Below are 24,121 nucleotides of genomic sequence, written 5' to 3'. Positions count from 1 at the left end.
TTCTTGAAAATCAATTGCTATGTGGCGTGAAAATGCATCTAGCGCTATTTGCCCCCGGTATGAGCACCCCAAATATCACTGTTTTGGCCACCGGCGGTACGATCGCTGGAGAGGCAGATAGCGCGACTCGGCATGATTATCGCCCTGGTCAGATCGGGATCGGCGATTTTCTGGCCCGAGTCGAAACCTTGGGCATTGATGCGCAGCTGATGGGCAAGCAGATCGCCAATATCGGCTCTGAGGATATGAGTCCCGCGATCTGGACTCAGCTGCACACCGCTTGTTTGGCCGCGATGCGTGATCCAGATTGCACCGGGGTGATCATCACCCATGGCACCGACACGGTTGAGGAAACCGCCTTCCTGCTCGATCTGACATTGCCAACGCATAAGCCAGTGGTTCTGGTCGGCGCGATGCGGCCTGCCAATGCGGTCGGTTATGACGGTCTGCGCAATTTCGCCAATGCCATGCGCGTGGCGGCCGATCCTGACGCGGCTGGACGCGGGGTTCTGGTGGTGATGGGTGACAGGGTGTTTGCCGCGCGCGATATCCGCAAGAACCGCACGCGAGGCACCGACGCATTTCAGGGTTTCCCGCGCGGATCAATTGCGCTGGTTACCCCGAGCGCGCTTGATTGGTTTGGTGCGCCCTGGCGTGTGGGCGCAGACGCCCGTTTTACCTTCACCACCGATTTGCCAGATGTGCCAATCCTGTTTGTGCATGCCGCCATGACGGCTGACTATGTCGAGCGATTGGTCAGCGACAAGACACGCGGCGTAGTCGTCGCCGGGTTGGGTGAAGGCAATATGCCGGACGCCGTGCGCAGCGCCTTGGCGCAGCTTGCGGCGAAGGGCATGCCGATTGTCCGTGCGAGTCGTCTGGACGAAGGCTTGGTCGACCGCGAGCCTGAGGATAATGCGAACAAATTTATCGCTGCGCGCGCGCTCAATCCGCAAAAAGCGCGGATACTGCTGCAAATGCTAGTCGCGGCAGGGATGACTGATCCCGCCGCGATCCAAGCTGAGTATGATGGTCGGTAGCGAACCTGTTCGCCCGCAGCGCCGCGACCTTTAGGTCGCATGAGCGAGGAAACCGCACCCCGGATGGGGTGCGGTCCACTCGAATCAAGAATGCGGCGTGACCAGATACTTCTCGCCAGTTTTCATCTGGCGATAATCAAGGATCGCTTCTTTGGTCAGCATCTCTTCCAGATTGACCTTCGCCTTGTAGTGGCTGGCGAATGTGGTGGTCAGGTTCTGCTGAACGCGGGTGCGCATCTTAACGACGGTCTCCATTCCGGTTTTCGCGAGGAACGGCGTGAGCAAGAAGCCAGAGACTGTCCATTGCAGACCGTATGAAGGGGTCAGGATGGTTGGGCCCAGATCAAGCCGCCCATACATATACATCTTCTTGTCTTGGTTAGAGCCGTAGCGAGAGAACTCGTCCATCTTCGAGGATGCAACCTGCTCCATGGCTTTCAGCACGCCGTCGCTGGCCTGGCCGCCGCCGATCGGGTCAAAGCCCAGATAGGCGTCTGTTTCATCAATCGCTGCGCGCAATTGCTTCATGTAATCGTCGTCGGAAGAGTTGACGACGTACTTTGCGCCGAGGCCCTTCAGCAGGTCTACATGCTCTTGCTTACGCACGATATTGACCAGTTTCATGTCGTCTTCAATGCAGATCTTGTTCAACATTTGACCCAAGTTTGACGCAGCGGCCAAATGGATAATCGCCTCGTGGCCTTCCATTCTGGCGGTCTCAACGAAGGCAAGCGCAGTCATAGGATTGACGAAACTGGATGCGCCGGCCTCTGCGCTGTGATCGCCAAGCGGCAGGCACATCATCGCATCGGCAATCGCATATTGGCCGAAGGCATTTCCGGGTACGCAAGACACGCGCTGGCCCATAAGGGCCTTTGCCATATCGCTGTCGCCGGTCGCGATCACGGTGCCTGCGCCTTCATTGCCCGCTGGCAGACGTTGACCATGGCGGCCGCGCTGACCCGACAGGAAAGGCTCCGGCATTTGCGCCACGACCTTGCCAGGGGAATACTCCGCATTCTCAAAATCAGCTGCACTGGTCAGGATCGCGAGGTCCGATGGATTGATCGGGGCTGCTTCCATTTTAACCAGCACTTGATTGCCGGTTGGCTCTGGGAAGGTTGCATCGGCGATTTCAACGGTCAGTGCACCGCCAGCATCAAGCGTGGTGAAAAGCTGTTTACCAGTAGTCGTCATGGGGGTCTCTCCTAGATTGCTTTGATGCCTTGGCTAGGCCAGCGATCCACGCTTGGCTAGGGTGACGTTGCGTAAGGCAACGTAAAGGCCTCAAGCGTCGCTGGGATAGATCGCCTCTACGAAATACAGGCCGTGCGGCGGCGCGTTGTAGCCCAATCTCTGGCGGTCCCGCGCGGCAAGCGCTTCGGCGACTTCGCGCTCTGCCCAGGTGCCCATGCCGACCAGTTTCAGACAGCCGACCATGGAGCGGACTTGATGATGGAGGAAGCTGCGCGCCGCCGCATGTACATGAATCTCTGTGCCTAACTCGGTCGTGGCTTGCTTCACTTCGAGCAGATCGAGCGTCTTCACCGGGTCCTTCGCTTGGCACCTAACCGAGCGAAACGTGGTGAAATCATGCTTGCCGATCAGAGCCTGGGCAGCTCGCTGCATCGCCTCCACATCGAGCTTTGGGCCAACCTGCCAAGCGCGGTTCCGGCCAAAGGTCAAAGGCGCTCGGCGATTGATGATGCGGTAAAGATAGCGCCGTCCGGTGCAGGAAAAGCGTGCATGCCAATCCTCGTTCACTTTCTCGCAGGCGGTGACGGCAATCGGGTTAGGCCGCAATTGCCCGTTCAGCGCCTCCATAAATCGGAACGGAGTGAAATCTTTCTCGATATCCATGTGGCTGCGCATGGCGAGCGCGTGGACGCCGGTATCGGTCCGTCCTGCGCTGAGCAATTGCGCGTCCTCGCCCGTGATCCTGTGCGCGGCCTCTTCGACGGCCTGCTGTACGCTCGGCCCATGTTTTTGCCGCTGAAGGCCTTGGTAGGGCGAACCATCAAATTCCAGAGTAAGCGCAAAGCGGGTCACGTCAGGATTGTGCCCTTTGCCACCGCGTGACCACGCAGAAAATCCGCGCGGTCCATCGCTGGCTTGCCGGCTCGCTGGAGGCGGATCGGGCGCAATGCTCCGTTTCCGCAGGCGACCGTGAGGTTATCGTCCAGAACTTCGCCTGCTGCTCCTGAGCCTTCGCATGCCTCTGCTCGCAGCAATTTCACACGCTCCCCATTCAGCTCAAACCAGGCGCCGGGGAAGGGGGCAAGCCCGTGAACATGGTTTACCAATTCGGTGGCATGCCTCGACCAGTCGATCCGCGCCTCAGCCTTGTCGATCTTTGGTGCATAAATTGCCGCATCATCATCCTGCACTTGGGGCGTGATGTTCGGCAAGTCAGCGAGCACTTCGATCATCGCATTGGCGCCAAGCTCGGCCAGCTCCCGGGTCAATTCGCCGGTCGTCTTGTCCAAGACAGGCGTGGCCACTTTGGAAAGCATCGGGCCGGTGTCGAGCCCAGCCTCCATCTGCATGATTGTTACGCCGGTTTGCTCATCGCCAGCCATCACCGCGCGGTGGATCGGCGCAGCCCCGCGCCAACGTGGCAGCAGCGAAGCATGAATATTGAGGCAGCCATGCGTCGGCGCATCCAGCACAATTTGCGGCAGGATCAGACCGTAAGCCGCCACCACGGCTACATCTGCTCCGATTGCCGCAAACTCCGCGCGTGCTTCGTCCGACTTCAGCGATTTGGGATGACGTACGGGTAGGCCCAAAGCTTCCGCCTTCTGTTGCACAGGTGATGGACGCAGCTTTTTACCCCGGCCCGCCGGACGGGGCGGCTGAGTGTAAACACACGCCACTTCGTGACCCGCTTCATGCAGAGCGACCAAGGCCGGCACTGCAAAATCAGGCGTTCCCATAAAAGCAATTTTCAGTTTTGGGCGCATAACGCCTGACCCCGGCCTTTCTCAAACTTCGCCAAGCCCCTATCTCTCTGCCCATGGCATCGCAAGAGATCGAAGCGCTCTCCAGCACATTGGCCCGACTTCCCGGGCTTGGGCCGCGCTCTGCCCGGCGCGCTGTGCTGTGGCTGGTGAAGAACCGCGAACAGGCGTTGCCTGCTCTGCTCGATGCGCTTGGCGCGGTCAGCGAGACATTGGTTGAATGCGCGACCTGCGGCAACGTCGATACGAGTGATCCATGTGGCATTTGCGCGGATCACCGGCGCGATGCAAAATCGCTTTGCGTGGTAGAGGACGTCGCCGATGTCTGGGCACTGGATCGGGCGCGCCTGTTTTCAGGGCGCTATCACGTGCTCGGCGGTCGTTTATCCGCGCTCGACGGCATCGGCCCAGAAGACCTCAATATCACCGATCTGCTCACCCGTGTGGAAGGCGGTGAAGTTGACGAGGTTGTGCTGGCGATGAACGCCACGCTGGAGGGGCAAACCACCGCGCACTATATTGCGGAGCGGTTGGAGCCCTTTGGCCTGCGCATCACACAGCTCGCGCATGGCCTGCCCGTGGGCGGAGAGTTGGATTATCTAGACGAAGGGACGCTGGCTCAGGCGCTCAGGGCGAGAAGGCCGGTGGATTGATCGTTCTTGTTTAAGGCCTAGCCAGCCCGCGCCCTCCACCCTTCCACCCGGAGCAGTTTCGGATACCATCCGGGTGGAAGGGTGGAGGGCGCGGGCTGGCTCCGGCAACGCGACCAATGAACATCCAATCACACTGATCGGACCCTTCTGCTTGCGGGCGCAGGCATCACGCACTAAATCACTCCCATGGCTATTCGTGAAATCTTAGAAGTGCCGGATCTCCGGCTCAAAATCGTGTCTGAACCTGTCACAGAGTTCGATGACGAGTTGAAAACCCTCGTCGCTGACATGTTCGAAACGATGTATGATGCGCCGGGCATTGGCCTCGCAGCAATCCAAGTCGGCGTGCCCAAACGCTTGCTGGTGATCGATCTGCAAGAGCCGGATATGGACGCAGAGCCAGAGGAATGCGGCCACGATCACGGCGATGGCCAGGGCGCGCATAAGCACTATCCGGTGAAGAAAGAGCCGCGCGTTTTCGTAAATCCCGAAATTCTCGATCCGGCAGAGGAGCTGGCCACTTATCAGGAAGGCTGCCTTTCCGTTCCAGAGATTTACGCCGATGTAGACCGTCCGGCGACGTGCCGCGTGCGCTATCAGGATGTTGAAGGCAACACGCACGAGGAATCGCTCGAAGGCATGATGGCGACCTGCATCCAGCACGAGATGGACCACCTCGAAGGCATTTTGTTTATCGACCACCTCTCGCGTCTCAAACGCAGTATGGCGCTTAAGAAGCTGAAGAAGATTAGGCAGGCGGCTTAAGTCACAGCTTTCCTATTTCGAGACTGGCGTTCCCCGTCCGTTCCGCATAAGGTTGCTTGATGGATACGACACTTCTCGCGATCATCACTCTCATTCTCGGGCTGCTCGTCGGCGGCGGAGCGGCGTGGTTTTTTGCCTCGCGTCCTGCTGCGGAACTGCGTGAGCGGCTGAGCGAGAAAGAGGGCGAGTTTAAGCAGGCAATCGCGGAACTGGGCGAGGCGCGCATCGAAGTTTCGGCGCTTGGCGAGAGGGCCACGCGAGCAGACAGTCTCGCCAGCGATCTGGAGAAAGCACGCGAGGAAAACTCGGGGTTAAAAGCGCAGGCCGCGACCTTCGCCGAGCAGAAACGTTTGCTAGAGGAATCGCGCGGGGCGCTGCTGAAAGAGTTTGAGAACACCGGCGCCGCTGTGCTGGGCAAGGCGCAGGAGGCATTTCTGCGCCGCGCAGAGGAGCGCTTCAAACAATCGGAAGAAACCGGTGAGGCCAAGATCAAATCCCTCTTGCAACCGGTTGGTGAGCGGCTGGAAAAATACGAACGGCAGGTGGAAACGCTGGAGAAGCAACGGGTCGACGCCTTTGGGCAGTTAAACGGCCTGATCCAATCCATGCGGGAGGGGCAGGAAGAGGTTCGGCGCGAGGCTCAGCGTCTCGGCAATTCGCTGACCAATGCGCCTAAGGCGCGCGGTCGCTGGGGTGAGCGGGCGTTGCAGAATGTCCTCGAACAATGCGGGCTAGCGGAACATACGGACTTTCATCTTGAGCAATCGATGGAGACCGACAGCGGGCGCCTGCGTCCCGATGCGATCATCAATGTACCAGGGCAAAAGAAGCTGGTGATCGATGCGAAAGTGTCGCTCAATGCTTATCAGGCGGCGTTCGAGGCGGAGGACGACGGCGAACGCGCGCGTCACCTCGATCTGCACACCAAGAGTATGCGCAATCACGTGCAGACGCTCGGTTCGAAAAGCTATCAGAGCCAGTTTGAGGACGCGCCCGATTATGTCGTGATGTTCGTGCCGGGCGAGCACTTTGTTGCCGCCGCACTGGAGCACGATCCAGAGCTGTGGGATTTTGCCTTCAGCAATAAGGTGCTGCTGGCCACCCCGACCAATTTGGTGGCGATCGCACGCACGGTCGCGCAGGTCTGGCGGCAGGACAAAATGGCCGGCGAAGCGCAGGAAATCGGCAAGCTCGGCGCAGAATTGTATGACCGATTGCGGGTTGCGGCTGAGCATATGAAGCGTGTTGGTGGAGGCCTCGAAACGGCGGTTGCGAATTACAACAAATTTGTCGGTAGTTTTGAGCGCAACGTGCTGACATCGGGCAAGCGCTTGGCCGACAAGGGTATTGAGATCGGCAAGCGCGAGATTGAAGAAGTGCCGCTGGTCGAAAGCGCGCCGCGCTACAACGCACAGGATGCTGCCGAGGTGCCGGATGATCTTGGCGCGCTCGATGACAAACGCGATGCGGCGGAGTAGCTGAGCCTTCCTGCCCAACGCCACCGTCTTGTTCATGGACACTTGCTTGAAAAACAACAGAGCGTGTTGCCATTTTTTCAAGACCTGCCTAGGCCTCTGCACGCCCAAAGATGGGTACTGAAGGGGACTAAATAATGAAAAAGACAAATCTTTTTGCAGTAGCAACTGCAGCAGCTCTGACGCTTTCAGCGTGTGGCGGCGAAGCAACCGACGCGGCCGCAGAAGGCGCAGCGGAAGAAACCACCGAAACCGCAGCGGTTGAAGATTGCAACGAAGAGACCCTGGTCGCCAAGGCAACCGAAGTTGGCGAGAAAATGAAAGAGCTCGCTAACGATCCAGAAGCAATGCAAGCCATGGCTGCCAAGCTTCAAGAAGTTCAGGCGCAAGCTCAGGAAGAAGGCTACGATGTAGCTGCTGCATGCGCAGTTTACGACGAGATGCTTGCTGAAGGCTAAGCGCTCATCACATTGAATATCCGATCGGCGAGGCAGTGCTAGGCTCTGTCTCGCCGATTTGCTTTGGAGGAGGGTGCGCGTTCGGAGAGGCGCTTACTTAGTTCGGATCTAACCCTCTAACCCGGCCAGCACTTCATAGGCGAGCACCGCCCCCGCCACCGCCGCGTTGAGCGAATCCGCGCGGCCCCGCATAGGCATCGTCACACGCAAATCGCACTCCGCCTCGTAAGCCTCGGGCAGGCCTTGGGATTCATTGCCCACCAGGATGAAGCATGGTGCACTATAATCGGCACCGCGATAAGGCACGGCATCTCTAAGGGACGCCGCGACCAATTGGCCATCCCCGTCTCTCAACCAGGGCAGAAACTCCTCCCAACGCGCTTGGGCAATACCTTGTGTGAACACCGCGCCCATACTCGCGCGTACGGCCTCTGCGCTGAAAGGGTCGGCGCAATCGTCAATCAGGATCAAGCCACCTGCACCAACGGCGTCACAGGTTCTCAGCATAGTGCCCAAATTGCCGGGGTCACGAAGGTCCTGCGCCACCATCCAGATCGGCGCAGCCGTCCGGTCCAGAGCGCCGAGTGAGGTGTTAAATTCGTCAAACACACCGACGACGCTTTGCGCGTTCGACTTGCCAGTGATTTTGGTCAGGATGTCGGGCGTGGTGGTGATAACCTCGCCGCCAGCGGTCAACACCTCATTCTCCAGCGCATCGAGCAGGCTGTGTTGATCACGCACCGCCGCCATCACCAATGTTCGGGGGATATGGCCGCATTCGCGCGCATCGGTCAGCAGGCGCAGACCCTCGGCCAGGAATTGCCCTGCGCGCTTGCGATGTTTCTTATCGCGCAGTGAGCGCAGATATTTGACCGTGGCGTTGGAGAACCCGGTGATATTCTTGCGTCCGGGCTCGAACGTGTCATTTGAGGTGTCAGGCATCGGCCCGCTCACTCCTCGCCAAAGCCATCTCCGACGAGTGCACACAATTCTTCAAGCACAGTTTCCGCCCCATCGCCTTCAACGATCAGATCGACGCTGTCGCCTTTCGCTGCGCCCAGCATCATTAGGCCGAGGATAGAGCCGCCGGCGGCTTCATTGCCGTCCTTCGCAACGCGCACTTTGACACTCTCAGGAAGGGCAGCAACCGCTCCGACAAACTTGGCGCTCGCCCGCGCGTGCAGGCCCCGCTGATTAACGATTTCCATGGTCCGGCGCGTTTCCGTCATGCCTGGGCCTTGCTGGGTTTGGCATCATCTCCGAGAAGCTCGCTGGCAACGGTGATGTAGTTTTTGCCGGCGTGCTGCGCCGCATCCACCGCTTCCCGCACGCCCATCTTGCTGCGTGCACCGGCCAGACGGATTAGCATCGGTAGATTGATCCCTGCAATCACTTCAACCTTGCCGCTATCAAGCAAAGAGATGGCGAGATTGGAAGGTGTTCCGCCGAACAAATCCGTTAGAATGATTACGCCGCTTCCGCTTTCAACTGCCGTGATCGCCTCGGCAATATCCTGACGCCGCTGCTCCATATCATCATTGGGGCCAATGCAGACTGTCGCGATGTTTTCCTGAGGACCAACGACGTGCTCCATCGCATCGACAAATTGCTCCGCAAGGCGGCCATGGGTGACCAGAATCAAACCAATCATGTGTGAAGTCCGGGTCCGTTCGTTACCTGCGGCGCGGGGCATTGAGACAGCAATGCCGAGGCCCAATCGTTGCGAGAAGGTTCAAATGCGTCACCCACGTTCGATTTCGTCGGCGGCGCGAGAGCCCAAATTGCGGTGCCGGACAGTGGGCGAAAACCCTGCCTCGCGCAAGCCTTTGGCCATCTCTTCAGCGGTGAAAACTGAGCGGTGTCTCCCTCCGGTGCAACCAAAGGCGACGTGAACATAGGCTTTGCCTTGCGCCTCATAGCGCGGCAGCAAGGTCAGCAGGAGGTCGCGGATCTGCGCAAAAGCCTGAGCAAATGCGGGATCGCTGGCGACATGTTTGGCGACGGGTTCGTCTTGGCCGGTTAGCTCGCGTAGCCCGTCAACCCAATGCGGATTGTCGAGAAAACGCATATCAAACACCAGATCGGCGAGCGGCGGCATTCCGCGCGCAAAGCCAAAGCTTGAGATGGTGAGCGTTGTCGGTTTGCCAGTCTCTTTGCTGAACAGGTCGCGCACATGGTTTTGCAATTGATTGCTGGCGAGTTCGCTGGTGTCGATCACGATATCGGCCCAGCGCCGCAGCGGGTCGAGCAATTCACGCTCTGCCTTGATGCCTTCTTGCAGCGGGCGGCCTTGCGCCATTGGGTGGCGGCGCCGGGTTTCATTGTAACGCCGCTCCAGCTCTCCGCTGGCGCAATCGAGGAACATGAAGGTGATCGAGATGTCCTGGCGTTTCGCCAGCTCTTTGACGAGCTCAATGATGTTGCCTGGCACAAATCCGCGCGTCCGCGAATCGAACCCGATTGCCAGTGGCGCGCCTTGTTGATCTGGGTTGGAAATGAGACGTTTCAGCAGACGAACCGGGAAGTTATCAATCGTTTCCCAGCCCATATCCTCCAGCACGTCGAGCGTGGTCGACTTGCCCGCGCCTGAAAGGCCTGTGACGAGCAGGATTTGCTGGCGTTGATCGCTTTGTGGGTGCGGCTGGTTCATGCGCGAATAATTGCCTTTGCGTTTGCGACCCTCAGGTGCGTTCTTCGCGCCCGTCTCATCGGATTGCAAGCTCGCTCTGTCGTCCATGGAGTTTGAGCGCCCATAGCGCCCGTTCTGCTGGAGCGATTGTACCAGGCACGAACGGTAGGATTGGTATGGCGTAACCAAGCAGATCACGGGTGCCGGCGACTTCGCGATAGCGCGGTGCGTCATCAGTTAAGGTCAGGATAAGCGCGAGCGGTGCGCTAGCCGTAGGCAGATCGACGATTCCCACGCCTCTGATCTCTAGCTTTCCGACAATGTTGTGCGGGGGCGTAGCAAGCACCTGTTCGCCCTCCCGAGTAAGCGTGACGCCATCATCACCGATCAGCTTCGCTCCACGTTCGATCAGAGCGAGTGTAAGAGAGGATTTGCCGCTGCCTGGCTCGCCTTCAATCAGCAATGCCTGCCCATCAATGGCGACAGCGCTGGCCTGGACAAGCAGCGGCTTCATTTTCGTCAAACCGCCGCTGGCAGATGGAGACGTAGGCAAGCACCGCTTTGTCCATCAGAGCGGCTTTCCGCTACTAGGGAGCCGTCGTGCGCTTCGGCGATGGCTCTTGCGATCGCGAGCCCTAGGCCGGAATGATTGCCGAAATCCTCGTTGTCTGGACGGATGGAATGGAACCGCGTGAACACCTTTTCACGGGCGTCTTCTGGAATGCCCGGGCCTTCGTCGCAAACGGTCAGGGCGACGCATTCGCCGTCATTCTCAATCTCGACCAATATCGGGGCCTTAGGCGGTGAGAATGACACGGCATTGTCCAGCAAGTTCTCGACCACCCGTTCCAGGCGCGGGCCAACACCGATCACATTGGCAGAAAATCCGCGTGTTCTCAGGATGATTTCGCGATTGCGGTTTTCAGCGCGGTCTTCGCGGCTGCCGATGATGGCTTGCACCAGATCAGATAGATCGATCCGCTCCAATGTGGCGCGCGACATCTCAGAATCGATCCGACTCGCGTCGGAAATTTCGCTGACCAGGCGGTCGATCCGGCGCACATCATGGGTCGCAATGTCAGTGAGTTTCCCGCGCGTTTCCGCGTCCTCAACGCGCGGTAGCGCTTCGATTGCGCTGCGCAGGCTGGCAAGCGGGTTCTTGATCTCATGCGCGACATCGGCGGCAAAGCTGTCGACCGCATCGATCCTGTGGCGCAGCGCCCCGGTCATGTCGGAAACGGCGCGGGCGAGCAGGCCGATCTCATCCCCGCGCTCTGGCAGTCGAGGGACTTCGACTTCGCGCTCTCGGCCTTGGCGTACTCTCACGGCTGCTTTGGATAACAGACGCAGCGGGGTGACGATTGTGCGAGCGAGGAACAACGACAAAAGGAAAGATGCAAACAATACGAACAGGACCGCCACGACCAGGGTCGAGCGAGCCGCGCGTACTGCCTCTGTAATGTCGACCGCGTTGCGCGTGGTGAGCAGGGTTGCACCATTCAACCCAACCGGAGCGGCCGCCGTGATAACAGGCGTGCCATCGCGCCAATCATACAGAGTAATCTGGCTGATCCCTTCTTCGCGTGCAGCGACCAATTCTGGCCAGTCGTCGGCCTGGTCCGATTCCTTCTCTACATAATCAGTGACTGGCTTGGCGCTGACGACGGTATCGACCGCACGGTCTAGCCAGCGGGCAAAGCGCAGGTTCCAATCGTCGTCGCTGATGTCATCAAATTCAAATGCAGGGCCATCTTCGTCAAGCGCGAAGCTGTCCGCCCAAAGCAACCCTTCTGAATCAAACATGCGCATCCGCATCCGCTGCTCTTTGCCGATTTGCACCAGCAATGCCTCTTGTCGTTCGCGAGTGACGCCAGCTAGCGCTTCGGCGGCAATCTGAGCTTCGATCCGGGCCAGCTTAAAGCGTTCATCGAGCAGCTGAGTGCGGTAGCTATCGATGTAAAACAGTCCGCCGCCCAGGAACAACAATGGCAACAGGTTCACGATCAATATGCGGGCGGTGAGTGAGAAACGGCCCGTTAGACTGAGACGTTCCACTCCTTGATCCAAAGTTGGAGCATCATCTTCAACCATCGGTGAAGCTGTAGCCCGCCCCATAGAGAGTATCGATCGCGCCAAATTGCGTATCGACGACGCGGAATTTACGCCGCATGCGCTTGATATGGCTGTCGACCGTTCGGTCATCCACGAAGATATCATCGGGATAGGCCGCGTCCATCAATTGGTTGCGGCTCTTGATCACGCCGGGGCGCGCAGCCAGCGCTTCGAGGATCAGGAACTCTGTGACCGTCAGGCTGACCGGCTTCTCATCCCAAGTGACGTGGTGGCGCGCGGGGTCCATATACAGCCGCCCGGTTGAAATGCTGGGATTGACCGGTTCAATTTCCTGCGTCTCTATCCCGATCGCTTTGCTGGGGTCGGCGCGGCGCAGAATCGCGCGAATACGGGCGATCAGCAGACGCAGGCTGAACGGCTTGGCGATGTAGTCATCTGCCCCCAGCTCAAGCCCCACTTCCTCATCGAGCTCATCGTCTTTGGAGGTGAGGAAGATAACCGGCAGAGCAGTGTGCTCGCGCACCTTGCTGAGCAATTCCAGGCCGTCCATTTTCGGCATCTTAATGTCGAACACGGCCAAATCAGGGGGTTATCGAGCAGCGCCTTCAGCGCAGTTTCGCCATCTGAATAGAGCCGGGTCACGAACCCTTCTGCCTGCAGCGCAATCGAGACAGTGGTGAGGATATTGCGATCATCATCGACCAGAGCGATGGTCACTTCATCGCCTTTGGTAGGCTCTGCTTTGGTCATCATATCGCTGGTGCTATCGCTCATTCGTCATGTCTCCCAGCCACTTAGTCTGTTTAGCCCGTGCTTGGTCATACTGCCTTTGCAGGGCGGGCGTCACGCTATGAATAGCCGCATCAAGCGCCATAAACAACGCGGGCGTTTTGAGCGCAAGCGCAGCTTGCATAGATGGCAGTAGATATTGCGCGTCCTGCGTTTGACGATGCTGCCACACGCATCTATGCACACGTATGCATAACGGACCAGCGCGAGCCACTGGCGCACCGCAAGACATTCAAATGCGGTTGCCGGGGAAGCAATGTTTCCGGTTTCATAAATTGCACAACCAGATTGGTTCAGGAGAAATGCGTTGACCCCGCTTGCCCACCCTCTGTCATCACAGGGTATTGAAACCTCAGCTGAAATCCGCCCTAACTTTGGCACTCCGGAGCTTTTAGAAGCCTCGATTTCCAGCGGCGAAGGTGCTCTGTCCAAAGATGGTGCATTGGTTGTGAAAACTGGTGCACACACTGGCCGCAGCGCCAAAGACAAGTTCATCGTGCGCGATTCTGTTACTGAGGACACGGTGTGGTGGGGCAAGGTCAATGCCTCTATGACGCCAGAGCACTTTGCTGCTTTGAAGCAAGATTTCCTCACGGCGCTCGGAGAGAAAGAGACTCTCTATGTCGCGGATCTATTTGGCGGATCGCAAGCGGAACACCGCGTCAATGTGCGTGTGATCAACGAGCTTGCGTGGCACAATCTGTTCATCCGCACTCTGCTGGTCCGTCCAAACGCCGATGAACTTGAAGGTTTCGCGCCTGAATACACGATCATTGATCTGCCCAGCTTCCGGGCCGATCCGGCGCGCCATGGCACGCGCGGTGAGACGGTGATTGCGGTCAATCTCTCTGAAAAGTTGATCCTGATTGGTGGGACGAAATACGCAGGCGAGATGAAGAAGAGCGTCTTTGGTATTCTCAACTATCTGCTGCCGACCAAAGGTGTGATGCCGATGCATTGCTCGGCCAATATCGGACAGGAGAACAAAACGGCGGTATTCTTTGGCCTGTCCGGCACCGGCAAAACAACGCTCAGCGCGGATGCTTCTCGCACCCTGATCGGTGATGATGAGCATGGCTGGTCCGATACTGCAGTCTTCAATTTTGAGGGCGGTTGCTATGCTAAGATGATCCGCCTGTCCGAAGAGGCTGAGCCGGAAATTTACGCGACCACCAAACGCTTTGGGACCGTGCTCGAAAACGTTGTGATGGACGAGCAAACTCGCACACTCGACTTTGACGATAACTCACTGGCTGAGAATACGCGCGGTGCCTATCCAATTGATTACATACCCAATACCAGTGCGGACAATCTTGGGCCAGTGCCCAGCAATGTCGTGATGCTGACAGCGGATGCATTCGGTGTGCTGCCTCCGATTGCGCGGCTGACACCGGAACAGGCGATGTATCACTTCCTGTCTGGCTACACGGCTAAGGTTGCTGGCACAGAGATTGGCGTGACCGAGCCAGAGGCCACCTTCAGCACCTGTTTTGGCGCACCGTTCATGCCGCGTCACCCGAGCGTCTATGGCAATCTGCTGAAAGAGCGCATTGCCAAAGGGGGCGTGCAATGCTGGCTTCTCAACACAGGTTGGACCGGCGGCAAATATGGCATTGGCAACCGCATGCCGATCAAGGCGACGCGTGCGCTGCTTAACGCGGCGCTGAACGGTGATCTCGATAATGTCGAATATCGCCGTGACGACAATTTTGGCTTTGATGTGCCCGTCCACGTGCCAGTGTTGGCCGAAGCTGGGATCGATCAAACGATCCTCAACCCGCGCGAGACATGGGCTGACAAACGCGAATATGATGCGACTGCTCACAAACTCGTGCAACTGTTCATCGACAATTTCTCAGAATTCGAAGCCCATGTTGACGAAGGCGTGAGGCAGGCCGCACCGGATGCACCGGTCGCCGCATAACACAATTTTACAATTGGAGAGGATGGCCCCGCCCGGCGAGACAGCCGAGCGGGGCCTTTTCATTTGCGGCCTTTGCGCGCAGACTGCCGCAATCAAGAATCACTAAAGAAGGATCACCAATATGAGCATTCTCGACAGCATCATGCAGCAAGTTTCAGGCTCACCAGACACGGTTGCGAACCTTGCAGAAAAGGTTGGAATTGATCCTGCAATGGCTGAAAAAGCCGTTGCCGCACTGGGCCAATCGCACGCAGAAGATGGCGACACAGTAGAACTCGCTGCAGAGAAAACGGGCATCGACACCGGCATGCTTGGCTCAATCATGGAACAAATGGGCGGAGAAGGCGCATTGGGCGATCTTTCCTCCAAATTGCAGGGCGGCGAAGGCGGCCTCGCAGGTCTAGCCTCGATGCTTGACCGTGATGGCGACGGAAACCCGATTAACGACGTGATGGGCATGGCCAAGGGCCTCTTCGGGAAGAAGTGATCGCGATATTTGATCGAAGGGAATAGCCATGAGCTTAGGCCAAATTTTACAGCAAACCGGCGCGATTTCATCGATGGCGCGCGAGCTTGGTATCGATGAGAGCACGGCCAAGACGGCCGCTGGCGCTTTGCTCCCGGCGATTGTCGCCGGGATGGGGCGCAGCGCAACCGGCGGCACGTCGACCCCTGATCCAATGGGCGGGCTGGGCGGACTTGCTGGCGCTATCCTGGGCGGCGGTTCAGGCGGTGGCGGTCTGGGCGGAGGCTTGCTCGATGTGGTGCTGGGCACTCAGGCGACGCCTATCAATCAAGGTAATGATATCCTTGGCAACATCTTTGGCAGCAAGGATGTGAGTCGCTCGGTCGCCGGGGAAGTTGCCTCTATGACCGGGATTGACGAAGGCATTTTGAAAAAGATGCTGCCGATCCTCGCGATGGCCGCTGCCGGTTATATGGCGAAACAGGCTACTGGCGGCGGCACTACCTCACCTAGTGGATCAACAGGTGGCGGAGCGCTGGGAGGCATCCTGGGCTCGATCGTGACCGGGATGATGAGCCGCTGACTTAAGACGCATGAATGGGCGGAGGAAGTCTACTCCTCCGCCCCACCCTCATCGTCATCCTCACCAGGTACCGCTGGAACGCTGACCTGAGCAACCGGAGCGGTTGCTGCCAAATCGCGGCTGGTTATCACGGTGCCTTCTTCGGTTTTGTCGAGCAGCGCGATGATGTTCTTCACCCGCTCTGCTCGTTTTCCGCCGTGCGGATCATTGGCGATAGGCTGTAACGAGTCTCTTGCGATGGCAATCTTGCCTTCCTGTAGCTGCATCATCGCAGCTCGCATCCACAGACCTTTATCGAATGGCGCGAGCTGTGCGGCGCGTTCCAGCGCATGCTTGGCGTTTTCGGGCGGCTTGATGCCGCGCTGAACGAAGCTGCGATAGTAGTAAATCAGTGGCAGTGGATGATTGTTCTCGATTTGGTTGAGTTGCGAAAATGGCTTCATCGCCAGATCGATCGCAGCCTTCTTGTCCTCCGCATCGCGCGCCATGCGGAACAGGGCATAGCCCTTTTGCACATAGGGGTTGGTTCGAGCTGGCTCGATCGCAATGGCTGCATCGGCAGCGGCGATGGCTTCGGCATCATTGCCTGCGTCATATTCCGCTTCTGAAAGAGCTGAAAGTACTCCGGCATCACCGGGGTGCTTTACAGCAATTTTTCGTGCGTCCTCGAGCAACTCGGCAGCTGTCTCTTCGTCAACTCCGCGTTGTGAGCGGATGCGGACCGGCATCATCTCTGCCTCGCCCTTGGGCAGCTTGCGCAGGGTCACTTCGCCAATTGGGAGCATTTCAGGCGTCAGACTGAATCCAGACATGCGTTTCCGCAGATAGGATCTTAGTTCTTTTTCCAGTTGATCCAGATCACCAAACGCCTTCTTGCCTGCTTCAAGTGAGGATAGGCCAGAGAACATCTCTGCTTGGTATTTGTCGAGCTGTCCCATCCGATCCTGATTGAAGGTCAGGTAGTGGTAGAGCAGCCAGCTGCGCCCATAAAACGCATCATGGCGTTTACCGCGATTGCGTTCATACAGTTCATGATCAAGCAGCTCATAAATGCTGACATCAGCGGAATTGAACAACTCATTGGCACGGTGTTGCGCCGGGAGCCCAATTTGAATGCCACCGTTGCTTGGGAACGATGCTGACGCGAAAAATTCAGCCGCACCTTCATTGAGCCAGCGCGGCATGCCGAAGCGTGATCCAGAGATCAGGTAATGGTGTGCGTATTCGTGAAGCAGGACGATAGTCGAGAAATCCGGATAGCCGCTCTTATGACGAATATCCTGCACAAATGCCCGGCTTGCACCTGCTCTTGGAAGATAGAAGCCCGCGACATAGCGGCTCTTGCTGGTCGAAAGCTTGCGAATGTCTCTTTGACTGCCAACGGCAAAGATCACCACTCGGTTTGAAGGACTGGGTTTTTCGACTTTCCGCTTTGTGAGCAATTCCATCGCTGCGTGGAACCGCTCAAGGTTTTGCGCATAGCGGCGAATGTCTTTCTCGCTGTCGTCAGCGTAAATCACGAAATGATCGCTCGATGCTTCGTACCAATCAGCCCTTGCCGGCACAGCGCCTAGAAATGCGAATGTCAGTAAAAGAGATGCGAATAGACGCGCGAATACCATTGTGATTGCCCCGTTAGTGCGATCGAGCACTTCAGAATTGCTCATATCGCAAGCATAACGCCGTTTATTTGGGTTTCTAGTGCTTTGTTTGGCTTTCAAGGCCGTCAAGGTAGCTCCAGATTTGCGAGACGACGACTGATCCTTCGCCCACTGCGCTGGCCACGCGTTTCACCGATCCAGAGCGCACATCACCCACCGCAAAGACACCGTCCGTCCCTGTCTCAAAGGGGGAGGGGCTGCCCACCTCTGCGCCGGTTAGCACAAACCCGCGTTCGTCGGTGTCGACATGGCCAGAGAGCCATTTGGTGTTCGGTGCAGCACCGATCATGATGAAGAGCGCGCGCGTGTCCTGACGGGTGTCGCCCTCAGGCGTGTTGAAGGTCACCGCCTCTAGGTGCTCCTCTCCATGAAGTTCTGTGACGCTGGTGTTGTAGTGGATCGTGATGCGCGGATCGGCTTCCAACCGGCTAGAGAGATAGCTCGACATGCTTGCAGCGAGGCTGCCAGAACGCACGACCAGATGTACGTGCGCTGCGCTGCGCGAGAGGTACATGGCCGCTTGCCCAGCGGAATTGCCGCCACCGATCACAACCGCTTCGGTTTTCCTGCAAAAGCGTGCTTCCATCTCGGTTGCTGCGTAGAACACGCCCGCGCCCTCCAGCTCCTGAAGCCGGTCCAACGGCAAGCGGTTGTATTGCACGCCAGTGCTGACGAGCACAGCACGCGCGCATATCTCGTCGCCGTCATCCAGTATCGCGCAGAACGAGCCGTCGCTGCGCCGCATCAGCTTCTCCACCCGGCGGGGCATCGCGAACCGCGTGCCGAACTTCAGCGCCTGGATCTGCCCGCGATAGGTGAGGTCTGTACCGCTGATGCCGGTGGGAAAGCCCATGTAATTCTCAATCCGGCTCGATGTGCCCGCCTGCCCGCCAATCGCCATGTCCTCGATCAGCAGAGCCTCAATCCCCTCTGCTCCAGCATAGACCGCTGCGGCGACGCCGGCTGGTCCGCCTCCGACGATCAGCAAGTCGAAGGTGCGCTTTGAACAGATGCTGAGGTCCAATCCGAGGTGCTGGGCGACCTTGCGCGGGGTTGGATTATCCATCTTTTCGGCTCTGCCAACGATCACGGATGGCTGATGCCCGCTGAGGTCGCAGACCTGCGCGGTTTCCTCGTCAGAGGCATCCATGTCGAAGCTTTGGAAGGGGATCCGATTGCGGGAGAGGAAGCCCTCTACCTTTTGCACCGCCGGATCGCGGTCTGCGCCGATCACTTTGACAGAGCTGTTCTTCAGCTCAAACTGTCGCTGTCTGCGCGCTGCGAACACGGTGATGATATGGTCGGACAGCTCCGGCACCCGGCTCATCAGTTCCAGCATCGCCTCGCGCGGGGCCTCAATCACCCGAGTGTCTTTCGCTGCTCGCATCGGTAGGAACCAGTTCCCACCATTCATGAAGGCAATCTCGCCCATGAACTGCGTCGGACCGAGGCTGTGCTCGAACATCCGCTCACGCGAGTAGGGATCGATTACCTCAATCTCGCCATCAAGCACGTAGGTGAAGGTGTCCATCGGCTGGCCAACCTCGGCGAAGATGTGCCCCTTGGGATAGGTGCGCTCGGCCCCGATTTTGCAGAGCTCCTCAACATGCGCATCGGCCAGCGGCACACGTCGCAGGGTCTCAAGGTCTTGTCCTAGCTGTTCCATGCGTGCCTCTCCTGAACCGGTAATGCTACAACATGGGGTCGCCGGGGTGTTGCTGCAATCCTGCGAAGCCTCGTCGCGCCCCGTCGGTTCGCCGCGCGCCATGCACGCTTGGAACAGCTGGAACAGTGTTCAGGGGCGAAAAACCAATCGATCACAGAGCTGTTGATTGATCGCTTTTTTCGATCATATTCCGGACGCGATTTGGCCAGCGTTGCGCGCGCTAAGCAAGTGGTTGGGCGCAATGCTGAAAGACCGGACTGGAGCATTCTGCGGAGATACCGCAATCCCGCCGGGTAGGAAAATCAGGTCAGCAGCCGTCGTATGCCATCTTCCCGCGCCAGTAGGCTTGGTATGTTTGCGCCGGGTATCGGAAGAGGCCGAGCAACATCAGTCCACGACATAGTGAGCGTGCGCGCCAGTCTGAATAGCAGCGAGCGCCGACTTCCCATGCGGCGACGAGCAATTCACCGCGAGCGCTGGTGTCGTAGCCGGTGTGCAAATGATGTGCATCGTGCTGTGCCAATATCTCGCGGCGCCAGCGGAAATTGGGAAGTGGAAGTTCAAATGGCCCAAGCGTTGCCATCCAGACGAGCGCATTTTCGTCATGCGCGGCAAATCCATTGCTGCGGCGAAAATCAGCGATTTCACTAGAGCGATGATCAACCATCGACTTGCGCCTGCTTGGCTTCGCTCGCCAATTCCGCCTGCCCCGGCGAAGCAATCGACAGCGCGCGCTCTGATACCGGCGAAATACCGGGCCGAGGCGGAAGGTTCGCGGGCAGCTTTATGTCCCACGCCAGGCCCAAATTCTTGAGCAGCAGGATAAACTGGAAACCAAGATCAATCTGCCCCGGATAAAGCCCATGCGCCGCCGACCTGGGAAAGGCATGGTGATTGCAATGCCAGCTTTCACCCATGGTTGGAATCGCCAGGATCGGCACATTGTGCGCTTGCAACGCGGCATCGTCCAAATGCCAATCTTGCGGCCCGCGTGTGTGGGCCAAATAGGAAATGTACCAATGCATGGAAACGCAGGCTGCCACTCTGACGACCACGCCCCACACCACCCAAGACCATCCGCCCATGGCATAGAGCGCGATGGCGAGCGGGATTTGGTGCAGCATCCAAGTGCGCTGAAGGAATGCGTAAAACCGGTCGCCCGCAATCTCTGGGCCAGGATCAAAGCCAGGTGGATTGTCGAGGATCAATTTGAAATTGAGGTAGTAGAACCCCTCTATCGCCATCGGTTTGCCGTGACGTAGAAACCAGTGGCAGTCCTCCTCGCGTTGAGCCCAATCGCGCATATCGTGCAGGCCAATGGTCCAAACCGGCCCGCCCATGCCCACCAGCGTGCCGAAATAGACCATCACGCGCTCCAGCCATTTGGGGCATTCAAAGCTGCGGTGGATCAGCCGGCGATGAAAGCCGACCGAGTGGCCTGCGCATAGTGTCACCGCCGACAGCACCAGGAAGACGGCAAAGCCGCTCCATGAGAAAAACAGCGGGCCGAGCACCAATGCGCCTAGGATAAAGCCGGTGTTCCAGATGGATCGGGCCGGGTCCCAGACCACATGGCCTTTGCCCGGATCGGCCTGCTCCAAATTGGTCAATGAATTGACTTTGAACGCGGCGCTGCCGCTTTGCAGATCACTGCCCATTAGCGACTTCCTCCACCGGGTGCCTCATGATGATGTCGGACAGGAACAACCGCGCGCTTTCTTTGGCGGCGAGCTGTTGCATCGGGCCGAAATACCACGCCGGGTCGAGCAGCCGGTCGTAGCGAATGGTCAGAGCCACACGGGTGCCGCCATTGGCCTTTGGCGTGAAGCGAATATCGGTGCCATCGATATCCATGTAATTGCCAAGATAGCTGTCATTGCGGGTGATCTTCGTGCGAATATGATCGGCGCTGACTTTATCGATGCGGACATGCATCTCGCCCTGATGGGTGTTGGTGAACAGCCAGCGTTTGTAGGTGAAATGCAGAGTGTGCTTATCGCCCGGTGCCAGGCTGCCCGCCTGAATGCTGTCGGGCATGGGGAACAGCTCCAGGAACCAGTGCCGGTCGCTTTCAAAACTGATTGGCTGAGCCATATTGGCTTGCAGTTCGGCGACGCTAAGCGGGGTGTCCGCAACCAAAGTGGCGGTCGCGGGACGCGGCACCGTTGTTGCCGAAAACAGACCTTCGCTCACCAGCATCAGCACAAAAACAGGAATAGCGGCGACCTTGAACGTATTGGTCAGATCGCTGCCGCCTTTGTCATCCAGGCTCTTGTCTCTCGCCAGCCATGAGAAGAAAAAGCCAATCGTTGCAAAGCCATAATAGATCGGCATGAACATCAGCACGCAGATGAAGCCTTCAAACAGCAACACTGAGGTCGCCAGAAAGACGATCGTCATAATCCGCATGTGGTTGAGATAGCGGTAGCGATATCGAGTGCTCTCGCTCGACTTGGTTAGGAATGCGAGCGCAACCGAGATGACGAACGGGATCAGAATGTAGACCAAGGTCGTGGTGCCAAACTGGCTGTCCAGCAGAAAGCGCAAGGTCAGGGTCGAGACCCCGATTACAACCAACAGCACTTTCCAGGAAATCCCCACTCGGTATCCCCTTAGGCCTTCGTTCCCGCGATATAACGGTCGACATTTTTGGCCACCACATCGAGCGGTGAATTGCCGCCCAGGATCACAGCGGTGTTGAACGCCTTAAAGTCATAGGCTTCGCCCAGCTCAGCCTCTGCCCGCGCGCGTTGGCGCACGATTTCGCTGTGCCCGATCTTGTAGCTGCAGGCCTGGCCCGGCCAGCTACAATAGCGGTCCACTTCGCCAACGACCTCTTCAAACTTGCTGCCATTGCGTTCCACAAAGAACTGGCGGGCCTGATCGCGGCTCCAGCGTTTGGAGTGCAGACCAGTGTCGACCACCAGGCGGCAGGCGCGGAAGGCGAGGCTTTGCAAATAGCCGAGCCGCCCGACCTTAAAGTCGTCATAGGCGCCAAGTTCATCGGCGAGCTGTTCGCCGTAGAGCGCCCAACCTTCGCTGAATGCGCCAAAGGCCAGGATGGAGCGGATAAGCGGCAGACGATTGGAATATTCACCTTCCCAAACGTGGCCTGGGACCGCCTCGTGGAATGTGAGGTCCGCGAGATCATACTTGCGGTGCAGATCGGTGGTGCGCAAATTGATCCAGAACCGGCCTGGGATGCTGCCATCCTTGCTGCCCGCGCCGCCATAGGCACCGGGGGCGCCAGGCTCTTCATTAATGGGGATCCGGCGGACCTCCATATTGGGATCGACCAGCTCGTTAAAGGCGCGCGGCATTTGCGCTTTGATCCATTCGATCCGTTCATCGATGAAGGCGAAGATTTCTTCGCGGCCCGGATCGCCTTCGGCAAATTTGTAGCGTGGATCCTGGCTGAGTGCCTGCATGCGCTTGCCGACGGTGCCTTGGGTAAAGCCGATTTCTTTGAGGATCGGGTCCATCTGGCCGTGGAGTTCGGCGAGTTCTTCCAGCCCCTGCTCATGGATTTCATCGGGCGAGAGCGAGGTCGTGGTCGAGGCGCTGGTGGCCCAGGCGTAATATTCCTCGCCCTGCGGCTGGCTCCATATGCCGGGGTCGCTATCGGCTTCGGCGCGCTGGGTCTTGAGCTCTTCCAATTGGCGTTCGAGCGCGGCGGCGATATCGCCGGTGACAATGGCTTTGGCGCCGTCCACCGCATCGGCGGGCAGGGCCGCTTTCTCAAGATTGGCGGCCAGATCGCCGGTGTATGCGGTGCCATCGGCAGCCGCCGCGAGGCTCGATTCCATCTGCCCAATGGCTTTGTCGAGCAGGAAGTCCGGTGGCACCACGCCCATGGCGCGGGCCTCTTGCATGCGCTCAATTTCGCCATCCAGAACCGCCGGAATTTCGCCTAGGCGGCTGAGGTAATATTCGATGTCTTGCTCGTTGCTCAGCGGCTGGCTGGAGCCCATCGCACGCGGCATATCGATATAGGCGCCGACGTTCTGGATCACCACGTACGGCGCGTTGCGCCAGCTGCCGACGGCGACATCGCCGTAGGGGAGGGCGAATCCTTCGAGCGCCTTGGCAAATGCGCTTTCGACAACTTCAAAACTGGTGAGCTGATCGGGTGTCAGCCCGTCCTTGGGATAGTCCCTCGCGCCCTCGCGCAGGCGCTCCAAAGTGGCGGCATAATCGGCGCGGCCTTGCAGGCCCGGTGTGCCAAAGGTGCCGCGCCATGCGGCATAATCGCCGGTGTCCACACCCAGTCCGGTTGCGCGGCCAGGCTCATGGCTAAGCATTTCATAGCCGATCTTCTCCAGCGCCGCGTCAGGCTCCAGCGCGTCAAATTCGCCGCCGCTTGCCCCACCAATGCCCAGCTGTTTACACGCCGGCAGCAGCGCCAATGCAGAAACGCCGCCAAGCCCGCTAAGGGCCTGACGGCGCGTGATGTTCATGTTTGAATTGGTCATGCAGGTGGTGTTACCGCGCGGCAAGCCGCTGTCAATCTGAACAATGGGTCAATCAGTCGAGAAACTCGGCTGGCACGGTTCCGCCGTTTTTGGCGAGTTCCTGCATGGTTTTCTTATGCAGCCAGATGTTTTCCTCAGCCGTGCCGGAATAATCGGTATCGCCTAGCTCCCCGGCCAATTCCTTGCGGTTACCAAAGCTGGGATCGACCCCGATCAGCTTCATCAGATCGACAATCGATGTGCGCCAGTTGAGCGTGTCTGCGCCGTCCATTGCGTCGAGTCGGGCGGCGACGTCAACATCGCTGATCGCAGCGGGCTTCGCTGCGGCTGCTGCGGCGACCGCTGCACCTGCGGCGGCTCCTGCGGCGGCACCTGGTGATTTCTTCTCGTCTTCGTCCTTGCCGAAGATCGCGCCTTTGATTGAACTGAAAATACCCATTTTATCCTCCTATTATGTTTATGCGGGGTTGGACGTGGAATATTCCAACTCTGCGACAATTGCATTAT

The 24,121-nt window shown here is 58.3% G+C and carries 24 protein-coding genes and 1 pseudogene; 8 read left to right on the top strand and 17 right to left on the bottom strand.

What is annotated here, in order from left to right; all coding sequences use genetic code 11:
* Positions 1-59 precede the first annotated feature (59 nt).
* Positions 60-1,040, top strand: coding sequence for an asparaginase (locus AC0V6O_RS11465; RefSeq protein WP_486144112.1), 981 nt, complete (start codon positions 60-62; stop codon positions 1,038-1,040).
* 84 nt (positions 1,041-1,124) lie between these two features.
* On the opposite strand, the gene AC0V6O_RS11460 is transcribed toward AC0V6O_RS11465, so the two are convergent.
* From AC0V6O_RS11460 to fmt, 3 genes are all read right to left on the bottom strand, one after another.
* On the bottom strand, positions 1,125-2,237 hold the full coding sequence (locus tag AC0V6O_RS11460; RefSeq protein WP_486144110.1) for a zinc-binding dehydrogenase: 1,113 nt from the start codon (positions 2,235-2,237) through the stop codon (positions 1,125-1,127).
* A 90-nt stretch (positions 2,238-2,327) separates the two neighbouring features.
* Positions 2,328-3,089, bottom strand: coding sequence for a tRNA pseudouridine(38-40) synthase TruA (gene truA / locus AC0V6O_RS11455; RefSeq protein WP_486144108.1), 762 nt, complete (start codon positions 3,087-3,089; stop codon positions 2,328-2,330).
* Positions 3,086-3,991, bottom strand: coding sequence for a methionyl-tRNA formyltransferase (fmt, locus tag AC0V6O_RS11450; RefSeq protein ID WP_486145609.1), 906 nt, complete (start codon positions 3,989-3,991; stop codon positions 3,086-3,088). Before fmt ends, truA begins: the two co-directional genes overlap by 4 nt.
* Positions 3,992-4,056: 65 nt before the next feature.
* Between fmt and recR the strand changes: the two genes are divergently transcribed.
* The 4 genes from recR (at position 4,057) to AC0V6O_RS11430 (ending at position 7,351) form a co-directional block, all read left to right on the top strand.
* Positions 4,057-4,653 carry a recombination mediator RecR gene (gene recR / locus AC0V6O_RS11445; protein ID WP_472639389.1) on the top strand — a complete coding sequence of 199 codons (597 nt, stop codon included), beginning with the start codon at positions 4,057-4,059 and terminating at the stop codon, positions 4,651-4,653.
* A gap of 186 nt (positions 4,654-4,839) precedes the next feature.
* On the top strand, positions 4,840-5,418 hold the full coding sequence (locus AC0V6O_RS11440) for a peptide deformylase (RefSeq protein WP_486144106.1): 579 nt from the start codon (positions 4,840-4,842) through the stop codon (positions 5,416-5,418).
* A gap of 59 nt (positions 5,419-5,477) precedes the next feature.
* Complete coding sequence (locus AC0V6O_RS11435) at positions 5,478-6,896, top strand: DNA recombination protein RmuC (RefSeq protein WP_486144104.1); 1,419 nt, start codon at positions 5,478-5,480, stop codon at positions 6,894-6,896.
* 134 nt (positions 6,897-7,030) lie between these two features.
* A complete protein-coding gene (locus AC0V6O_RS11430) occupies positions 7,031-7,351 on the top strand; it encodes a hypothetical protein (protein ID WP_472639385.1) in 321 nt (106 codons plus the stop codon).
* A 108-nt stretch (positions 7,352-7,459) separates the two neighbouring features.
* Here the strand turns inward: AC0V6O_RS11430 and AC0V6O_RS11425 are convergent, their stop codons facing one another.
* The 7 genes and pseudogenes from AC0V6O_RS11425 to AC0V6O_RS11395 form a co-directional block, all read right to left on the bottom strand.
* Entirely contained in the window at positions 7,460-8,293 is an 834-nt protein-coding gene (locus tag AC0V6O_RS11425) for a TrmH family RNA methyltransferase (protein WP_486144102.1), read from the bottom strand.
* Positions 8,294-8,301: 8 nt separating this feature from the next.
* Entirely contained in the window at positions 8,302-8,580 is a 279-nt protein-coding gene (locus tag AC0V6O_RS11420) for an HPr family phosphocarrier protein (protein WP_472639384.1), read from the bottom strand.
* Positions 8,577-9,002 carry a PTS sugar transporter subunit IIA gene (locus tag AC0V6O_RS11415; RefSeq protein ID WP_472639383.1) on the bottom strand — a complete coding sequence of 142 codons (426 nt, stop codon included), beginning with the start codon at positions 9,000-9,002 and terminating at the stop codon, positions 8,577-8,579. Before AC0V6O_RS11415 ends, AC0V6O_RS11420 begins: the two co-directional genes overlap by 4 nt.
* 90 nt (positions 9,003-9,092) lie before the next feature.
* Positions 9,093-10,001, bottom strand: a complete 909-nt coding sequence (rapZ, locus tag AC0V6O_RS11410) for an RNase adapter RapZ (RefSeq protein WP_486145607.1) — start codon at positions 9,999-10,001, stop codon at positions 9,093-9,095.
* Between the two features lie 55 nt (positions 10,002-10,056).
* Positions 10,057-10,494: an HPr kinase/phosphorylase gene (locus tag AC0V6O_RS11405; RefSeq protein ID WP_486144100.1), complete on the bottom strand. Its 438-nt coding sequence runs from the start codon at positions 10,492-10,494 to the stop codon at positions 10,057-10,059.
* Positions 10,495-10,499: 5 nt separating this feature from the next.
* Complete coding sequence (locus AC0V6O_RS11400) at positions 10,500-12,071, bottom strand: sensor histidine kinase (RefSeq protein ID WP_486145605.1); 1,572 nt, start codon at positions 12,069-12,071, stop codon at positions 10,500-10,502.
* Positions 12,064-12,806 (bottom strand): annotated as a pseudogene (locus tag AC0V6O_RS11395) (response regulator). Before AC0V6O_RS11395 ends, AC0V6O_RS11400 begins: the two are co-directional and overlap by 8 nt.
* Positions 12,807-13,149: 343 nt before the next feature.
* Here AC0V6O_RS11395 and AC0V6O_RS11390 point away from each other — a divergent pair.
* The 3 genes from AC0V6O_RS11390 to AC0V6O_RS11380 all read left to right on the top strand — a co-directional run bounded on the left by AC0V6O_RS11390 (position 13,150) and on the right by AC0V6O_RS11380 (position 15,815).
* Positions 13,150-14,766, top strand: a complete 1,617-nt coding sequence (locus tag AC0V6O_RS11390; protein ID WP_486144099.1) for a phosphoenolpyruvate carboxykinase — start codon at positions 13,150-13,152, stop codon at positions 14,764-14,766.
* A 121-nt stretch (positions 14,767-14,887) separates the two neighbouring features.
* Positions 14,888-15,253 carry a hypothetical protein gene (locus AC0V6O_RS11385; protein WP_472639379.1) on the top strand — a complete coding sequence of 122 codons (366 nt, stop codon included), beginning with the start codon at positions 14,888-14,890 and terminating at the stop codon, positions 15,251-15,253.
* A 28-nt stretch (positions 15,254-15,281) separates the two neighbouring features.
* Positions 15,282-15,815 (top strand): DUF937 domain-containing protein, encoded by a 534-nt coding sequence (locus AC0V6O_RS11380; RefSeq protein ID WP_472639378.1) that lies wholly within the window; start codon positions 15,282-15,284, stop codon positions 15,813-15,815.
* A gap of 29 nt (positions 15,816-15,844) precedes the next feature.
* Here the strand turns inward: AC0V6O_RS11380 and AC0V6O_RS11375 are convergent, their stop codons facing one another.
* The 7 genes from AC0V6O_RS11375 to AC0V6O_RS11345 form a co-directional block, all read right to left on the bottom strand.
* Positions 15,845-17,482, bottom strand: a complete 1,638-nt coding sequence (locus AC0V6O_RS11375) for a DUF1570 domain-containing protein (protein WP_486144097.1) — start codon at positions 17,480-17,482, stop codon at positions 15,845-15,847.
* Positions 17,483-17,513: 31 nt separating this feature from the next.
* Positions 17,514-19,142, bottom strand: a complete 1,629-nt coding sequence (locus tag AC0V6O_RS11370; protein WP_486144095.1) for an FAD-dependent oxidoreductase — start codon at positions 19,140-19,142, stop codon at positions 17,514-17,516.
* Positions 19,143-19,449: 307 nt separating this feature from the next.
* Positions 19,450-19,809 carry a hypothetical protein gene (locus AC0V6O_RS11365; protein ID WP_486144093.1) on the bottom strand — a complete coding sequence of 120 codons (360 nt, stop codon included), beginning with the start codon at positions 19,807-19,809 and terminating at the stop codon, positions 19,450-19,452.
* Entirely contained in the window at positions 19,802-20,800 is a 999-nt protein-coding gene (locus tag AC0V6O_RS11360; protein WP_486144091.1) for an acyl-CoA desaturase, read from the bottom strand. Before AC0V6O_RS11360 ends, AC0V6O_RS11365 begins: the two co-directional genes overlap by 8 nt.
* Positions 20,790-21,743: a hypothetical protein gene (locus AC0V6O_RS11355; RefSeq protein WP_486144089.1), complete on the bottom strand. Its 954-nt coding sequence runs from the start codon at positions 21,741-21,743 to the stop codon at positions 20,790-20,792. The genes AC0V6O_RS11360 and AC0V6O_RS11355 overlap by 11 nt, the downstream gene beginning before the upstream one ends.
* A gap of 11 nt (positions 21,744-21,754) precedes the next feature.
* On the bottom strand, positions 21,755-23,614 hold the full coding sequence (locus tag AC0V6O_RS11350; RefSeq protein ID WP_486144087.1) for a DUF885 domain-containing protein: 1,860 nt from the start codon (positions 23,612-23,614) through the stop codon (positions 21,755-21,757).
* Between the two features lie 52 nt (positions 23,615-23,666).
* Entirely contained in the window at positions 23,667-24,053 is a 387-nt protein-coding gene (locus AC0V6O_RS11345) for a DUF3597 domain-containing protein (RefSeq protein WP_486144085.1), read from the bottom strand.
* Positions 24,054-24,121 lie beyond the last annotated feature (68 nt).

The organism is Erythrobacter sp. JB2-19 (genome assembly GCF_057365005.1).
The sequence above is the reverse complement of the archived record's forward strand: the minus strand, read 5'-3'. Positions and strand labels throughout refer to the sequence as shown.

What these genes read in the sequence shown, in the direction of transcription:
- AC0V6O_RS11465 (WP_486144112.1), top strand. Translation starts at nt 60, where the DNA reads ATGAGCACCCCAAATATCACTGTTTTGGCCACCGGCGGTACGATCGCT.
- AC0V6O_RS11460 (WP_486144110.1), bottom strand. Translation starts at nt 2,237, where the DNA reads ATGACGACTACTGGTAAACAGCTTTTCACCACGCTTGATGCTGGCGGT.
- recR (WP_472639389.1), top strand. Translation starts at nt 4,057, where the DNA reads ATGGCATCGCAAGAGATCGAAGCGCTCTCCAGCACATTGGCCCGACTT.
- AC0V6O_RS11440 (WP_486144106.1), top strand. Translation starts at nt 4,840, where the DNA reads ATGGCTATTCGTGAAATCTTAGAAGTGCCGGATCTCCGGCTCAAAATC.
- AC0V6O_RS11435 (WP_486144104.1), top strand. Translation starts at nt 5,478, where the DNA reads ATGGATACGACACTTCTCGCGATCATCACTCTCATTCTCGGGCTGCTC.
- AC0V6O_RS11430 (WP_472639385.1), top strand. Translation starts at nt 7,031, where the DNA reads ATGAAAAAGACAAATCTTTTTGCAGTAGCAACTGCAGCAGCTCTGACG.
- AC0V6O_RS11425 (WP_486144102.1), bottom strand. Translation starts at nt 8,293, where the DNA reads ATGCCTGACACCTCAAATGACACGTTCGAGCCCGGACGCAAGAATATC.
- AC0V6O_RS11420 (WP_472639384.1), bottom strand. Translation starts at nt 8,580, where the DNA reads ATGACGGAAACGCGCCGGACCATGGAAATCGTTAATCAGCGGGGCCTG.
- AC0V6O_RS11415 (WP_472639383.1), bottom strand. Translation starts at nt 9,002, where the DNA reads ATGATTGGTTTGATTCTGGTCACCCATGGCCGCCTTGCGGAGCAATTT.
- rapZ (WP_486145607.1), bottom strand. Translation starts at nt 10,001, where the DNA reads ATGAACCAGCCGCACCCACAAAGCGATCAACGCCAGCAAATCCTGCTC.
- AC0V6O_RS11405 (WP_486144100.1), bottom strand. Translation starts at nt 10,494, where the DNA reads ATGAAGCCGCTGCTTGTCCAGGCCAGCGCTGTCGCCATTGATGGGCAG.
- AC0V6O_RS11400 (WP_486145605.1), bottom strand. Translation starts at nt 12,071, where the DNA reads ATGGTTGAAGATGATGCTCCAACTTTGGATCAAGGAGTGGAACGTCTC.
- AC0V6O_RS11385 (WP_472639379.1), top strand. Translation starts at nt 14,888, where the DNA reads ATGAGCATTCTCGACAGCATCATGCAGCAAGTTTCAGGCTCACCAGAC.
- AC0V6O_RS11380 (WP_472639378.1), top strand. Translation starts at nt 15,282, where the DNA reads ATGAGCTTAGGCCAAATTTTACAGCAAACCGGCGCGATTTCATCGATG.
- AC0V6O_RS11375 (WP_486144097.1), bottom strand. Translation starts at nt 17,482, where the DNA reads ATGAGCAATTCTGAAGTGCTCGATCGCACTAACGGGGCAATCACAATG.
- AC0V6O_RS11370 (WP_486144095.1), bottom strand. Translation starts at nt 19,142, where the DNA reads ATGGAACAGCTAGGACAAGACCTTGAGACCCTGCGACGTGTGCCGCTG.
- AC0V6O_RS11365 (WP_486144093.1), bottom strand. Translation starts at nt 19,809, where the DNA reads ATGGTTGATCATCGCTCTAGTGAAATCGCTGATTTTCGCCGCAGCAAT.
- AC0V6O_RS11360 (WP_486144091.1), bottom strand. Translation starts at nt 20,800, where the DNA reads ATGGGCAGTGATCTGCAAAGCGGCAGCGCCGCGTTCAAAGTCAATTCA.
- AC0V6O_RS11350 (WP_486144087.1), bottom strand. Translation starts at nt 23,614, where the DNA reads ATGACCAATTCAAACATGAACATCACGCGCCGTCAGGCCCTTAGCGGG.
- AC0V6O_RS11345 (WP_486144085.1), bottom strand. Translation starts at nt 24,053, where the DNA reads ATGGGTATTTTCAGTTCAATCAAAGGCGCGATCTTCGGCAAGGACGAA.